15 protein-coding genes and 1 tRNA gene are annotated in these 15,162 nt (G+C 44.7%); 9 read left to right on the top strand and 7 right to left on the bottom strand.

Going from position 1 to position 15,162, the window contains the following annotated elements; all coding sequences use genetic code 11:
* Positions 1–18 precede the first annotated feature (18 nt).
* Together OCU28_RS01520 and OCU28_RS01515 are read right to left on the bottom strand one after the other, a co-directional pair.
* Positions 19–846, bottom strand: coding sequence for a general secretion pathway protein GspB (locus OCU28_RS01520; protein WP_261816614.1), 828 nt, complete (start codon positions 844–846; stop codon positions 19–21).
* Entirely contained in the window at positions 846–2,474 is a 1,629-nt protein-coding gene (locus OCU28_RS01515; RefSeq protein WP_261816613.1) for an ExeA family protein, read from the bottom strand. The genes OCU28_RS01520 and OCU28_RS01515 overlap by 1 nt, the downstream gene beginning before the upstream one ends.
* Before the next feature lie 151 nt (positions 2,475–2,625).
* On the opposite strand from OCU28_RS01515, the gene OCU28_RS01510 reads away from it, so the two are divergent.
* Positions 2,626–3,870, top strand: a complete 1,245-nt coding sequence (locus OCU28_RS01510; RefSeq protein WP_261816612.1) for a multifunctional CCA addition/repair protein — start codon at positions 2,626–2,628, stop codon at positions 3,868–3,870.
* A 22-nt stretch (positions 3,871–3,892) separates the two neighbouring features.
* Here the strand turns inward: OCU28_RS01510 and OCU28_RS01505 are convergent, their stop codons facing one another.
* Genes OCU28_RS01505 through folB form a run of 3 tightly spaced genes read right to left on the bottom strand, consistent with a single transcriptional unit; the run spans position 3,893 to position 5,559 of the window.
* Positions 3,893–4,696 (bottom strand): undecaprenyl-diphosphate phosphatase, encoded by an 804-nt coding sequence (locus OCU28_RS01505; protein WP_261816611.1) that lies wholly within the window; start codon positions 4,694–4,696, stop codon positions 3,893–3,895.
* Positions 4,697–4,708: 12 nt separating this feature from the next.
* A complete protein-coding gene (gene folK, locus OCU28_RS01500) occupies positions 4,709–5,203 on the bottom strand; it encodes a 2-amino-4-hydroxy-6-hydroxymethyldihydropteridine diphosphokinase (RefSeq protein ID WP_261816610.1) in 495 nt (164 codons plus the stop codon).
* Complete coding sequence (folB, locus tag OCU28_RS01495; protein ID WP_261816609.1) at positions 5,200–5,559, bottom strand: dihydroneopterin aldolase; 360 nt, start codon at positions 5,557–5,559, stop codon at positions 5,200–5,202. The genes folK and folB overlap by 4 nt, the downstream gene beginning before the upstream one ends.
* Positions 5,560–5,696: 137 nt before the next feature.
* On the opposite strand from folB, the gene plsY reads away from it, so the two are divergent.
* Positions 5,697–6,302, top strand: coding sequence for a glycerol-3-phosphate 1-O-acyltransferase PlsY (plsY, locus tag OCU28_RS01490; RefSeq protein WP_261816608.1), 606 nt, complete (start codon positions 5,697–5,699; stop codon positions 6,300–6,302).
* Positions 6,303–6,348: 46 nt separating this feature from the next.
* Here the strand turns inward: plsY and tsaD are convergent, their stop codons facing one another.
* Positions 6,349–7,368 (bottom strand): tRNA (adenosine(37)-N6)-threonylcarbamoyltransferase complex transferase subunit TsaD, encoded by a 1,020-nt coding sequence (gene tsaD, locus OCU28_RS01485; RefSeq protein WP_261816607.1) that lies wholly within the window; start codon positions 7,366–7,368, stop codon positions 6,349–6,351.
* 222 nt (positions 7,369–7,590) lie between these two features.
* Here tsaD and rpsU point away from each other — a divergent pair, with 222 nt between their 5' ends.
* From rpsU to OCU28_RS01450, 7 genes are all read left to right on the top strand, one after another.
* Positions 7,591–7,806 (top strand): 30S ribosomal protein S21, encoded by a 216-nt coding sequence (gene rpsU / locus OCU28_RS01480; RefSeq protein WP_001145625.1) that lies wholly within the window; start codon positions 7,591–7,593, stop codon positions 7,804–7,806.
* 25 nt (positions 7,807–7,831) lie between these two features.
* Positions 7,832–8,275: a GatB/YqeY domain-containing protein gene (locus tag OCU28_RS01475; RefSeq protein WP_261816606.1), complete on the top strand. Its 444-nt coding sequence runs from the start codon at positions 7,832–7,834 to the stop codon at positions 8,273–8,275.
* An 86-nt stretch (positions 8,276–8,361) separates the two neighbouring features.
* Positions 8,362–10,128: a DNA primase gene (gene dnaG, locus OCU28_RS01470; protein WP_261816605.1), complete on the top strand. Its 1,767-nt coding sequence runs from the start codon at positions 8,362–8,364 to the stop codon at positions 10,126–10,128.
* A 99-nt stretch (positions 10,129–10,227) separates the two neighbouring features.
* Positions 10,228–12,069: an RNA polymerase sigma factor RpoD gene (rpoD, locus tag OCU28_RS01465; RefSeq protein ID WP_261816604.1), complete on the top strand. Its 1,842-nt coding sequence runs from the start codon at positions 10,228–10,230 to the stop codon at positions 12,067–12,069.
* Between the two features lie 151 nt (positions 12,070–12,220).
* Positions 12,221–12,296: transfer RNA gene (locus OCU28_RS01460), tRNA-Ile, on the top strand.
* Positions 12,297–12,549: 253 nt separating this feature from the next.
* Positions 12,550–13,329, top strand: a complete 780-nt coding sequence (ompV, locus tag OCU28_RS01455; RefSeq protein ID WP_261816603.1) for an outer membrane protein OmpV — start codon at positions 12,550–12,552, stop codon at positions 13,327–13,329.
* 15 nt (positions 13,330–13,344) lie between these two features.
* The gene (locus OCU28_RS01450; RefSeq protein WP_261816602.1) at positions 13,345–13,800 is read left to right on the top strand and encodes a CC0125/CC1285 family lipoprotein; all 456 of its coding nucleotides are present in this window, start codon (positions 13,345–13,347) and stop codon (positions 13,798–13,800) included.
* A 52-nt stretch (positions 13,801–13,852) separates the two neighbouring features.
* Here OCU28_RS01450 and OCU28_RS01445 read toward each other — a convergent pair whose 3' ends face one another.
* Positions 13,853–15,157: an ATP-binding protein gene (locus OCU28_RS01445; RefSeq protein WP_261816601.1), complete on the bottom strand. Its 1,305-nt coding sequence runs from the start codon at positions 15,155–15,157 to the stop codon at positions 13,853–13,855.
* Between the last annotated feature and the right edge of the window lie 5 nt (positions 15,158–15,162).

Here is a 15,162-nt window from a genome sequence, read left to right as displayed (position 1 = left end):
TCGATCAGATAATCGGCTTTACCCTTTCCATTCATAGAGTGCGGGTATCTTGATTTTATCTCCAGCAAACGAGACTACGATATAACGAGGTGCTATCTCCACCAGCTTGACGCCAGCTCCAGCAGACTGCCCTTCTTGTAACTCTTTACCGTTAATCTTCACCCAGCGATGGTTTGAACTACTGGCATACATATGGGTTTGTAGATTCAATGCAGGCAAGCGTCCGTGGTATTTAGCGCTGTTTTTCTCAATATCAACTAGGTTGCTCGATTGCGATGGCACCTGATTGGAGCGTTGAGAGCCAGACTTAGAGTCAGATTCTAATACGTCCGGGCTATCTTTTAAGATACTTGAAACCTGATTTGCTAACTCGGGAGATAAGCCACTAAGATCCAGCTTAGATAGATTCCATTGCCCATCATCCGCACCATCTTTAGCCGATACCACCTTTTGCTGCGGATGGGCTGTGTTGTGCTCAGTTCGCTTCCTAATTGGTTTAGGCAATTCAAGCTTAGGTAAAGCCGCCAAATTTTGAGGCTGCGGTTTATCGAAGAATTGGATATCTAACACAGCTTGATCTGCAGTGTCTTTCATCGGCAGTATAATTGCAGGTGCATCCATAAAGCTATTTACAATACGATAAGAAAGCTGGTCTACCGGCTGCCCTATGCTCGGCACATAAAACTTTAATGACGCCCCGATGAGTACCCCTACAGCTCCAATCAATAGCCAATTAGATATCGAGTCTGTTTCAGTTTGAGCCTGGGTTACTTTAGGAATACGTGCGGGTTGAACCTGCTCATATTGCTTTTGTGATTTCTGCAAAGCCTTTAATACCTGAGACATTACATCGCCTCCTTAGACACTGCTAACAAAGTGGGTGCCTTATGATTACTCAATCTATCGAGCTGACGCAAGGTTCGCTCTCCAGCAACGCCATCTGCTGTCAGCCCTTGCCATTCTTGAAATGAGCTTACCCGCTGCTTTAGACTAGCGGTAAACAGAGAGGTATTAAGTGGCTCAACATTTAACGCCTTCGCCAGCAATTCATCCAGCTTACTTACCTGTACTCCTCGATAATCAAGCTTGAGTGTATCGGTAATCTCACTATACCAAAGTGTGGTGAACTCCCCCTGCCAGTGCTGCTTTAGCCATGTCAGAGGCAATTTTAGGCTTTGATTATTGATAATCAATTCTACCTTATCTCTCCCCACATAAGTCAGCAGAGCATAGAACGGCATCCCCTCTCGATAAAGGGTCAAAACAGTTGGTCGATTAGAGGCAACGATTTGTTCTAGAGATGCAGTGCCTTGATAGCAATGAAAGGGGGCGTGCGTACTTGAGAGACAGTTGGCATCGATTATCGAAGCCTTGTAGCCCCATAGAGCATACAGAGACTGCATTGCCGTAGTTAGCGAACTACTTTGCTCAACCAAGCTATCTAATCTCTGATTTTGCTGCTCTCGCTGCATGACTAATGTTTGGCTACGCTGCTCAAGTTTTTGTTGCTGTTGAACTAACATGGCATGCTCATCGCCCACTCGGTGATATTGCTGCCACATAGACATGGCACCAAAGCCAAGCCCTGCACATAAAATAAAGCCAGCACACATAGCTTTACGAGAAATCACTGAAGTGGAGGAAGATAAGCCTGCTTGTGGTAATACTTGAAACGCAACAACATCTTGGCTTGCTTGCAGGGCAATCTTGCTGTCTACCTCATTCAATTGACTCAACATCGCATAGTGCAGCGCCTTATCACATACAAGATTGATTAAACGAGGCACACCTTGGGTTTTGCTAGCTATGATCTTGAGCGCTTTGCTACTAAACAGCTTCTTATCACACCCAGCAACACGTAACCGAAACTGGATATAGTCGCCAATTTCTTTCTCGATTAAGGGCAGAAGATGATAGCGCCCAGTAATGCGCTGGGCTAACTGACGCAGCTCAACCGTCTGCAGCTTCTGCTGCAATTCGGGTTGACCAATCAATAGCACTTTAAGCAGTTTATGGCTTTCAGTTTCAAGATTAGTCAGTAAGCGCAGCTGCTCTAAAACCTGAGCACTAAGGTGCTGGGCTTCATCAATAAACAGCAACGTCTGTTTACCTTGCTGATGATTTTGCAAAAGGTACTGATAGATAAGTTGGGACAACTGCTTTAGTGAAGTTGGCTGCTGATAGGTTAAGCAAAACTCATCACAGATAGCTTCCAGTAGCTCCAATTCAGAAAAGGTTGGATTAAGGATAAGACCCGTAACCCAATTGGACTCCAAGCTGGCTAACATCGCCTTAGAAACAGTCGTTTTACCCGTACCTACCTCTCCGGTAAGCATGGCAAACCCACCGCCACCACTAATTCCCATTTGTAAATGAGTCAATGCTTCACGATGACGACCACTTAAGAATAAAAACTTAGGGCTCGGTACTATTGAAAATGGCTCATCAACAAAGCCAAAATAATCTTTATACATGTCGGCGGTGCGACTCCACTTCTTTTCTAGCTAGGCTCAAGCTACCATTGAAACAAATAATGTAAAGCTATCTTGAGCCTTTTGACCTTTGACGATCAAATTATGCTCAAGACTCAATCATCTTAAGCGTGAACAATTAGAGGTTAATATCTTGCAACGTTATCTAGTCGGTGGTGCCGTACGCGACAAATTACTTGGTATTGAAAACTACGACCGCGATTGGGTTGTGGTTGGCTCAACACCAGAACATATGCAACAGCAAGGCTACCAAGCGGTAGGAAAAGACTTTCCAGTGTTTCTCCACCCCAAAACCAAAGAGGAGTATGCCCTAGCGCGTACCGAACGTAAATCGGGTGCTGGATACACTGGATTTGACTGCTTCTTTACCGCTGATGTTAGCTTAGAAGAAGACCTAATCAGGCGCGATCTCACCATCAATGCCATCGCTGAAGATGCCAACGGCAATCTTATCGACCCCTATCATGGGACAAGGGATATTGAAAACCGAATATTGAGACATGTCTCAAGCGCTTTTACTGAAGATCCATTGCGCGTACTTAGGGTGGCTCGTTTTGCCGCAAAGCTTCACCATTTAGGGTTTAGTATTGCAAAAGAGACCATCGAGCTTATGCGCGCCATCAGCGCCTCTGGGGAACTAAAAACCCTGACTGCGGAACGAGTATGGCTAGAGTGGAATAAATCCTTGAACACTAAAGACCCTCAAGTATTCCTTGAGGTGTTGCGAGCATGTGGCGCATTGGTCGAGGTACTCCCTGAGTTAGACCGCCTATTTGGCGTACCCCAGCCGGCACAATGGCATCCTGAAGTCGATAGCGGCATCCATACCCTGCTCGTAGCAAAGCAAGCGGCGCAATTAAGCCCCTTGGAAGAGGTGCGCTTTGCAGCTCAAGTTCATGACCTAGGCAAAGGAATAACCCCTGCATCAGAATGGCCTAGCCACAAGCTGCATTGCCATACCGGCATTAAGCTTATCGACGCCCTATGCCAGAGGTTACGAATCCCAAACCAATTTAAGCAACTAGCTAAAAATGTCTGCGCTCAACACTCGAATATACACCGAGCTCAAGAGCTAAAAGCTGCCACATTATTAAAGGTATTAGACTCCTTAGATGTATGGCGCAAGCCTGAATCCCTGCCGCAGGTACTACTTTGCTGTATAGCTGACTCTCGCGGGCGCACAGGGTTTGAAGAGATAGATTACCCCCAGCAACAGTATTTTACCCAAGCCTACCAAGCGGCCTTAGCCGTAAGCGTACAATCCGTTATTCACGATGGGTTTAAGGGAAAAGAGATCCGCGATCAACTCAATAACCGCCGAATTGAAGCAATTCAACAGGTAAAGCAGGACTGGCAGGCACAAAAAAAGTGGCTCTAAAGCCACTTTTTCTTAACCTCATTTACTGCATCAGTAAGAAGGTGAATAGACCCGCCCCAAGCAGCAGTCGATAAATGACAAACGGGGTCATTCCCATACGAGAAATGAGCTTCAGGAAGTAGTGGATACAAATATATGCACTAACGAAAGAGACCGCAATCCCTGTACTAAGCACGCCAAGATGCATCGGCTCAGGGCTCAATGCGAGCTTAGTCCCTAAATATCCACCAGCCAATGTAATAATTGGAATCGACATTAGGAATGAAAACCTTGCCGCCGCTTCTCGAGTAAACCCAAGGTATAGAGCCGCGGTAATGGTCGCCCCAGAACGAGAAGTCCCCGGAATCATTGCCATTGCCTGCGCAACACCAATAAATAGCGCCTTCTTCCATGTGGTTTGATATTCATCGTCAGCCAAACGCGAGTGTTTATCTGCCCACCACAGCAACAAGCCAAAGATGATCGTCGTACACGCAATAACCCAAGCACTGCGTAGATATAGCTCAATTAGATCATTAAGGAATAACCCTGCAAGCCCCGCAGGAACAGTAGCTAAGATAATCATCCACGCAAATGTGGATTCCTTACTGTGTTGCTGTTTAAAAACAGAGCTAAAAAAAGCACCCAGTAAGCTCACTACTTCATGACGAAAATAGAGGACAACCGCCAATAATGTGCCCACATGTACTGCGACATCAAAGGCCAGTCCTTGATCTTCCCAACCTAAAACAGCAGAAGGTAAGATCAAATGCGCCGAACTAGAAATCGGCAAAAACTCAGTAAGGCCTTGTATCAAGGCTAATGCGAAGGCTTCAAAATAACTCATTAAATTGCATCACTAAAATTGGATAGAAACAGGGAATAGGTTCTTCATTCCCCCAATGGACTCGAATGTCTGCTCCCACAACTGACGCACCGTGCGGCCATCATTGGGTATAACCAAATCCGGGCAAAGTTCCAGCAAGGGGTGCAATACGAAGTTAAACTTATAGATATCACTACGCGGAAGCTGCGGCTTTTCTAAGCAGGTCTCACTTCCAAATAATAAAATATCAATATCTAGGGTGCGATCTTGATTCTTTCTCGCATCCTGTGGACGTCCATATTGGACTTCGAGAGCACGTAAATGCAATTTTAGCGGCTCAAGTTCTAACGAAATGTCTAACTCGACCACAAAATTGAAAAATTCCGCACCATCGAAGCCACTTGCAGGACATCGATACACAGTCGATACTTTTAGATTAGCATCCAATTTTTTCAATTCGGTGACAGCGAGTAAACTATTTTGACGCCTATCAATATTCGTACCAACCCCAAGGTAAACTCGTGTCACAAGCTTCCTCGCTCGATTACCACTCCAACACTGCTGGCTTGCGGTACTGCACCGGGTTTACGTACTCGAATCTTGACCCAAGGCACGTTAAACTGTTGCATGATAATAGACGCTACTTCCTCTGCAACGCGCTCAACAAGTAAAAAACGGCCATTTTCAATATGCTGCAAAATAGCTTGGCTAACAGAGAAATAATCTAGAGCATCACTTACATCGTCACTATTGCCTGCTGGGCGATTGTCATGGGCCATTTCAATATCTAGCACTAGTTTCTGCTTGATCTGTTGTTCCCAGTCATACACCCCTATGGTAGTGATAACTTCCAGTTGCTCAATAAATACGCGATCTTGAATCATACCCATAGTCCTATATCATCCGTTAAAGTTTGAGGTCGGATAAACCCAATCAACAAAAAAACGTAATATACTACATCCAGTGTCCATCTATCATCTTGATTCGTGGACTGACTGAGACAAATTTGTAAAGGATATCTATGTCTGCAACGGTACTGCTAATGATCTTCTGCGCCTATTTACTAGGCTCGGTATCTAGCGCCGTATTGATCTGTCGTCTATTTAAGCTACCAGATCCAAGAAAATCCGGTTCTCATAACCCTGGAGCCACTAACGTGCTGCGCATTGGTGGTCGCCTGCCAGCATTCTTAGTGTTGTTCTGTGATATGTCGAAGGGAATCATTCCTGTGTGGAGTGGTTATTTCTTAGATATTGACCCGGTGATGCTCGGCCTAATTGGGATTGCCGCCTGCATTGGCCATATTTACCCTATTTTCTTTCACTTTAAAGGTGGCAAAGGAGTCGCGACAGCAATAGGCGCTATCGCACCTATCGGTTGGGACCTTACCGGTATGCTAATGGGAACATGGTTAATCTCAGCCTTAGTATTTCGCTTTTCATCTCTTGCGGCACTAATAACCGCTTTAATAGCCCCTTTCTATACTTGGCTAATTAAGCCGCAATACACGCTTCCAGTAGCAATGCTGTGTTGCCTTATCATCTGGCGACACCAAGAAAATATTAAGCGCTTAATCAATGGTGAAGAGCCAAAGATAAATCTAAAAAGAAAGCTCGCTAAAAAATAACTAAACATAAAAAAACGCCCCTAAATTAGGGGCGTTATGATTTGAATTATTTTGTGATGGGGTGCAATTGGTCAATCGGCCAGCGAGGCTGCGCTTGAACCGATAGATCGGACGTTTCATTATTCTTCAAACGCTGCATACCTGCGTAAGCAATCATCGCACCATTATCTGTACAAAATTCGGTTCTTGGGTAATAGACATCGCCACCAACCTTTTTAGCCAATGCGCCTAGTGCTTCACGAAGCTGCTTATTGGCACTCACACCACCAGCAATAACAATGCGCTTCATACCGGTTTGCTCAAGAGCGCGTTTGCACTTGATAACTAAGGTCGCACACACCGCCTCTTGGAAAGCATAAGCAATATCCGCGCGAGTTTGGTCATCGTTATCATTGGCCGCTATCGTATTTGCAGCAAAGGTTTTTAGACCAGAAAAACTCATGTCTAAACCAGGTCTATCTGTCATTGGGCGCGGAAACTTGAAGCGACCAGGGGTGCCTTTCTCTGCTAAGCGAGATAATAATGGCCCACCTGGGTAATCTAACCCCATTAACTTAGCGGTTTTATCAAACGCTTCCCCTGCGGCATCATCAATGGATTCGCCAAGAATTTTATACTCTCCAATCCCTTTCACTTCGACAATCATGGTATGCCCGCCAGAGACTAACATTGCAATGAACGGAAAAGGAGGTGGCGTATCTTCAAGCATCGGAGCCAGCAAATGCCCTTCCATATGGTGTACAGGAACCGCTGGCACTCCCCACGCATAAGCAACACTGCGCCCTATGGTTGCGCCAACTAATAAAGCCCCTACCAAACCAGGGCCTGCGGTGTAAGCCACACCATCAATATCATCCGAGGTGAGGTTGGCCTCTTTTAATGCTTGCTTGATAAGTGGAATCGTCTTTTTGACATGATCTCGAGACGCCAACTCTGGCACTACTCCACCATAATCTGCGTGCAATTTAATTTGGCTGTAGAGCTGGTGTGATAACAAGCCCTTTTCGTCGTCATAGATTGCGATGCCTGTTTCATCACAGGATGTTTCAATACCTAAAATTCGCATAATGTTCTCGAGATGCTGACAATTTGGCGCATATTAACATTGTCCTTCTATTGGTCACAAACTATTGATCGTTTTATCCCCAATAAAGTGCTTTACAAACACCATCAGTTCGGATTAAAATTCCGCACCATTTTTGATCAAACTGGTTGTTCTCCACACATATCGATTTGTTTGGAACAGTGTAGACCAGTATTAACGAATAACCCCTGAGGTGAAAGGCATATGCCAGTAGTTAAAGTACGTGAAAACGAACCGTTCGACGTAGCTCTACGTCGCTTTAAACGCTCTTGCGAAAAAGCAGGTATTCTTTCTGAAGTGCGTCGTCGTGAGCACTACGAAAAACCAACTACAGTTCGCAAACGCGCTAAAGCAGCGGCTCAAAAGCGTCACGCTAAAAAGCTAGCTCGCGAAAACGCACGTCGCGTTCGTCTTTACTAATCCCCGATTTAATTAGGAATTAGTAATGGCTCTTATTGATAATCTCAAAGAAGAGCAAAAATCTGCGATGAGAGCCAAGGACAAAGCGCGCCTTGGCACTATCCGTTTAGCTTTATCAGCAATCAAGCAACGAGAAGTCGACGAGAGAATTACTCTCACTGACGACGACATCATTGCTGTGCTGACTAAGATGGTTAAACAACGTCGCGATTCTGTCGCTCAATTTGAATCTGCTGGTCGTCAAGACCTTGCTGATGCTGAGAAAGTTGAAATCACAGTACTTGAGGAATTTATGCCTCAACCACTTAGCGAAGAAGAAGTTACTGCATTAGTTGATAATGCAATTACTGAATCCGGAGCTGCGGGCATGCAAGACATGGGTAAAGTGATGGGCGTTCTTAAGCCGCAAATTCAAGGGCGCGCAGATATGGGTAAAGTAAGTGGTTTAGTTCGCTCTAAACTTGCTTAATCCCACATAAAAATTAAAGCAGGCCGTGCTATTCTCTGAATGCACGGCTTGTTTGTATCTCCAAACCAGTAACTTCTTTAGGATTTATGGCAGGACATATCCCTCGCAGCTTCATAGATGACCTCCTTGCTCGACTCGATATTGTCGACATCATCGATGCGCGCGTAAAACTAAAGAAACAAGGCAAGAACTACGGTGCTTGCTGCCCCTTCCACAACGAGAAAACCCCTTCATTTAGCGTTAGCCAAGAGAAACAGTTCTATCACTGCTTTGGCTGTGGTGTGCACGGTAACGCCATTGACTTTATGATGGAGTTTGAGCGTCTAGAGTTTGTAGAAGCCATTGATGAGCTCGCATCACACATTGGCGTAGAAGTACCTCGAGAACAGCGTCAAGGTGGAGTTAACCGCCAAGGGCCTCAGGCCAACTCAGAACAAAAACGTTCCCTTTACGATCTATTAGGTAGCATCGCCAACTACTATCGCAGCCAGCTTAAGACCAGCGCCGGAAAGGTTGCAGTGGAATACCTAAAGAATCGCGGGCTTAGTGGAGAGATAGCTCAAAAGTTTGATATTGGCTTTGTACCAGATGAGTGGGATTCTGTTCGCAAAAACTTTGGTCAACAGAAACAAACCCAAGATGCGCTAGTTAGTGCCGGTATGCTGATAGAGAACGATAAAGGCAATCGCTATGACCGTTTTCGTGGCCGGGTTATGTTCCCCATTCGGGACCGTCGTGGGCGTGTAATTGGATTTGGTGGTCGTGTCATCGGTGATGGCACGCCTAAGTATCTCAACTCACCAGAAACACCTGTATTCCATAAAGGTAAAGAACTCTACGGTCTCTACGAGGTTCTGCAAACGCACCGCTCTCCAGAACAGGTGTTAGTGGTTGAAGGCTATATGGATGTAGTAGCACTGGCGCAATTTGGTGTCGATTATGCTGTTGCATCCCTTGGCACCTCAACCACGGGTGACCATCTACAGATGTTATTTCGCCAAACCAGTACTATTGTTTGTTGCTATGATGGTGATAGAGCTGGACGTGATGCGGCATGGCGCGCTATGGAAAATGCCCTTCCCTATCTCAATGACGGGCGTCAGCTTAAGTTTATGTTTTTACCAGACGGTGAAGACCCAGATAGCTACATTCGAGAACACGGTAAGGTTGCATTTGAAAAGCAAGTACAAAGCGCTACTAACCTCTCTGACTTTATGTTTCAGAGCTTATTATCGCAAGTCGATACCAGTAGTAAAGAAGGCATGGCAAAGCTAAGTACTTTAGCCGTACCTTTGATTGATAAGGTTCCAGGGGGAACGCTTCGCCTCTATCTAAGAGAGTTACTAGGACGCAAACTAGGACTAGTTGACGAAAGGCAGTTGCAGCAGCTCATAGCCAAGAATAACCAACAACAAAGCCGGCCTGCTCCCCATAAGAAAATTGAACGTACACCGATGCGTGTCGTCCTTGCTCTATTGTTACAAAACCCACAATTTGTGGAGTTTGTCCCGAATTTAGAATCTATTGGGCAAACTAATTTGCCTGGTCTAAGTTTATTATTCGATGTGGTTGATAAATGTATAAATCATCCCCATATAACCACAGGTCAGCTATTAGAGCACTGGCGCAATCATAACAATGAAAAAGTGTTGTCACTTTTAGCCAGTTGGGATATCCCAACCTATAAAGAAGAAGACAACCTAGAAGATATTTTTTGCGATTCACTAGATAAGGTAATTTATCAGTGTATCGAGAAGCAAATTGAGACTCTGCAAGCAAAAGAAAGAAGTCTCGGCTTATCAGTCGAGGAAAAAAGGGAGCTACTAGCATTAATGCTAGATTTAAAAGCATGATACCCCTATTCGCTTGCATCGTTAAAACTTTGCTATAATTAGCGGTTCGCAATTCGCAGCAAACTCGTTCCATCACAGACCAGAATTTGGATACTATCTATGGATCAAAATAGGCAGTCACAGCTTAAAGCACTTGTCCTAAAAGGCAAGGAGCAAGGCTATCTAACATACGCAGAAGTTAACGATCACCTGCCACCTGAAATCGTTGACTCTGAGCAAGTTGAAGACATCATTCAGATGATCAACGATATGGGCATCAAGGTAGTTGAAAACGCTACAGAAATTGATGACGATACTATCGATGAATCAAACAATGTCGTCGACGAAGAAGCCGCAGAAGCCGCGGTAGCTGCCCTTAGTAGCGTAGAAAGCGAGATCGGTCGTACAACCGACCCTGTACGTATGTATATGCGTGAAATGGGTACTGTTGAACTACTAACGCGTGAAGGCGAGATCGACATTGCCAAACGTATTGAAGATGGTATTAACCAAGTTCAAGCATCTGTTGCTGAGTTCCCAGGCACCATTCCATACATCCTTGACCAATTTGATAAGGTTCAAGCTGAAGAACTTCGTCTTACTGACATCATTGCTGGGTTTGTTGACCCTGATGATCAAGAGACCACTGCACCAACCGCAACTCACGTTGGTTCAGAGCTTGCAGAAACTGATCTGAAAGATGCAGATGCAACAGAAGACGACGATGAGGAAGAAGAGGAAGAAGATACAGGTATCGACCCTGAGCTTGCTCTAGAGAAATTCACATCGCTACGAAATACATACCAAGACCTACAACTTGTGGTGAACTCTGAAGGCCGCGATAGCAAAGCCTACAGAAAAGCAACTGATAAGGTTCTCGACGTATTCCGTGAATTCCGTCTGACACCAAAGCAATTTGACCACTTGGTAACTAAGCTTCGCACCTCTATGGATCGCGTTCGTACCCAAGAGCGTCTTATCATGCGTCAAACCGTTGAATACGGTGGCATGCCAAAGAAAGAATTCGTTAAACAATTTACTGGTAACGAATCAAGCGATGCTTGGCTAGACCAAACACTCTCTTCTAACGTAGCGTATAAAGATAAAGTTCTGCGCAACGAAGAAGACATCCGTCGTTCGATCCACAAACTGAAAATCATTGAAGAAGAAACTTCATTGACCGTTCAGCAGATCAAAGAAATCAGTCGTCGCATGTCTATCGGTGAAGCGAAAGCTCGCCGTGCTAAGAAAGAGATGGTTGAAGCAAACTTACGTCTAGTAATCTCGATTGCTAAAAAGTACACCAACCGTGGCCTACAGTTCCTTGACCTGATTCAGGAAGGTAACATCGGCCTAATGAAAGCGGTTGATAAGTTTGAATATCGTCGTGGTTATAAGTTCTCTACTTATGCGACTTGGTGGATTCGCCAAGCGATCACTCGTTCAATTGCAGACCAGGCACGTACCATTCGTATCCCTGTGCACATGATCGAGACTATCAACAAGCTAAACCGTATCTCGCGTCAAATGCTACAAGAGATGGGTCGTGAGCCACTGCCAGAAGAATTGGCAGAGCGCATGCAAATGCCTGAAGATAAGATCCGTAAAGTACTTAAAATTGCCAAAGAGCCAATCTCTATGGAGACACCAATCGGTGACGACGAAGATTCGCATCTAGGTGACTTTATCGAGGATACAACTTTAGAGCTTCCTCTAGACTCTGCTACCTCAACTAGCTTGAAGTTCGCAACCAAAGACGTTCTAGCGGGCCTAACCCCTCGTGAAGCAAAAGTACTGCGTATGCGCTTTGGTATCGATATGAACACTGACCACACCCTAGAAGAGGTTGGTAAGCAGTTTGACGTTACTCGTGAACGTATCCGTCAGATCGAAGCAAAAGCACTACGTAAACTACGTCACCCAAGCCGCTCAGAAACCTTGCGCAGCTTCCTAGACGAGTAAAATGACACTCTAGTGTTTAAAAGGTGAGCTTAAGCTCACCTTTTTTGTACCTAATGGTTCGATTGCTCAAAAAGCATACGTAAATCAGAAGATTGAGCGCACTGTTCCCTAGACACTCCCGCCACCATCTCATATAATCTTCACCCTAAATGGCCCCTTAGCTCAGTGGTTAGAGCAGTCGACTCATAATCGATTGGTCCGCAGTTCAAGTCTGCGAGGGGCCACCATATATAGAAAGGCCTGAGAGCGTTATCGCTTCTCAGGCCTTTTGCTTTTCCGCTCTCTTAGCTGTTACATACTTCAATGAAGCCCCAGAAGCTCTTAATCCTGCATTCAAAACTAATAAACTTCGCTGTAATCAAACTCACTCTCCCTAAAGATTTGTATTTCACCTAGGATACATTCGGTTACAAAGTTCCTTGTCGCTTTGCAATATAGTGTCGTCATTGTCATTTGAATTGAGCGAATAAGGCTTTAATCATGAAAAAAATTAGTTTAACTATCTCTGCTATTTTACTTTCACATGCGGCTTTAGCTGATGCTGGAAACACTTATATCCGCAACGGTAATATCTATAGCCATGAAGGCAAAGGCTTTGTGGGAGGCGGTGTCATTACTGCTAGTAAATACTATAAGGGTCAAAAGCACCAAACCACAGCTTATCTTAACGGCGGGTATCATGGTGAAGATTTTAACGTCGATCTTGGCAACGGTATTAACTATCGTTTTGCGGGTAACAACGACGATATACTTAACATGAGTGTATTTATGGTCGCTAACCCTGGCTTTGACGCCGATGATGCAAAAATCCTAAAAGGCATGAAAGATCGTGACTTTAGCGGTGATCTTGGTTTAAACGCCGACTTTCACCTAGGACAAGGCACCCTTTCTGGTAAATTCCAACAAGACGTCACCGGTGTTTATAAGAGCTTCCAGACTGACCTGACTTACTACCACCCAATGCAGCTTGGCTTTGTCGATTTCGTGCCGTATGCAGGTGTACATTATTACAGTGAAGACTTTGTTAACTACTATGCGGGGGTTTCTTCTTCTGAAGCAACCGTTGGACGTCCTGCCTACAAGGCTGATGGAGCCTTTGCATATAAGGTCGGTTACAACATGATCATTCCGGTCACTGAGCACCTCGATATTACTCAAGCAACGGGCTATGCGTATCTAGATTCAGACCTATCTGATTCGCCGTTAATTGATAGTGAAAATCAATGGGCAACCACAGTTGGCGTGAACTACACGTTCTAAATTAGGGGTTCTATAATGAGGCTACTAAATAACTTTTCAATCGTTGCGTTGCTTGCACTGCTGCTGAGCGCTTGCGCTACTCCGTATAATACGCAAAAAAGCTTTTGGACATTTGGTAAGGGTTTTACAACCACACAGATTGCCTCTGATAGCTGGCAGATTAGCTTTGTTGGAAATAACTACACCGATAGAGCTAAGGTTCGAGAGTATGTGATGTATAAATCCGCGCAGCTGTGCCATAAAGCAGGGCTTCCTTACTTTACCTACACCACCGAGATCACCAATCGTGACTCTGTAGGTCAAGTTGGAGTCGCAAACGCTAATAATGACTTAATCATAGGTACGTCAAGCATCACTAAAGAAGGCTCTAGCGTGGTTGAAGTGACTGGCTTAAAGGCGATACCTAGTAATCCCAAGCATCGCATCTACGATACTGAGTTCATCTTAAGTCATCTAAACGTTAAAGGTTAACCTCATTATTTTGACGCGAAGCACCCTACTTATCACTAGTTGGGTGCTTTTTTTATCGGGATTTTTTGTCGAGTATCGCTAGGCTTAATTTCATACTCGCACCGCCAAGCTCTGGATCACTATGGATGGAAAGCTTTGATCCCATCCAGGCACCGATGCGTACGACGATAGCTAGCCCCATACCGTGTCCGGCGTTGTCTCGGCTTTGTGTTCCTCTTACAAAGGGTTTTATTACCTGCTCTGCTTCTTGCTCATCAATTCCTTTGCCGTCATCGGCAACCGTAAGCTCCGCTATATTGCCCTGTTGTACAAGCTGTACGCATATTTTGGATACCCCAAAACGCTCAGCATTACTCAGCAGATTCCCTAATTGCATGGATAAGTATTTAGGGTCACTCTCTACCATTATAGGCTTAGAATAGGGTCGAAATTCGAGTTGATGGGTATCTGAGGTATAAGCGGCTAACTTAGTTTCCAACCAACTATTAAACTCAATAACCTCTAACTTGGGCTCAATATTGGCTTGATCGAGCCTTGCATAACTGAGCAAGGTTGAGACCAGCTCCTCCATAGTATCTAAGTCACGATTGATGCGGGTAAAATATTTAAGCTGCAGCTGTTCATTATCGGTTTCTTCGACAGCTTCTATGCCAAATCTGAGTCTGGCTATTGGTGTTTTTAGATCATGTGATACAGCGCGACTCAACAGTTTATTGTCATCTACTAGCTGTGAGATACGGTCGGCCATCTTATTAAATTCGGTTTCAATTTCAGCAATATAGGATGACCTATTTACCTGAATTCGTTGTTGAAGCTCCCCCATACCAAAGGATTTAGTCACCCTACTCAGATTCAGTAGTTGTCGAATCAGCGGAGACACCCACAGCAACAAAATAACTACCATACCAACATAAAAAAGCAGGGTGTAAAGCCGATTAAAAGTCGGAACTTGCTCTTCTACTGGTAATAAATGGGTTTTGATATTCAGTACCTTGCCAGTATTCGGTAGCCGATAGTGAAGGGAGACTCCTTCGTTCGATTCCAGTACCAGCGAGCCTTGGGATTCAAACTGCAATTTCAATGAGGGTGGCAAAGGAAAATTCGCCTCATTAATCAGTGACAGCTGTTCATTGTTATGTTGATTCCAGCTTTCTATAAGGCCTTTACTATCAACCCCGCTATCATCAATAGCGTGCGCTAAGCTCACCCCAGTGAGTTGCAATGCCTGTATCCGCTCTCTCGCTATCATTGATGCCGACTTGGTTTGGTGTTGGGTCGCATATTCCGTAATCGACCACCCCAAGATAACAATTGAAGTAAGAACAACTAAAACCAATGAAGCAATCAGCTTTCTCATATTAA

The sequence above is a fragment of the Vibrio gallicus genome, assembly GCF_024346875.1.
In the GTDB taxonomy this organism is placed as follows: domain Bacteria; phylum Pseudomonadota; class Gammaproteobacteria; order Enterobacterales; family Vibrionaceae; genus Vibrio; species Vibrio gallicus.
This window is presented reverse-complemented; position numbering and strand designations above follow the sequence as displayed.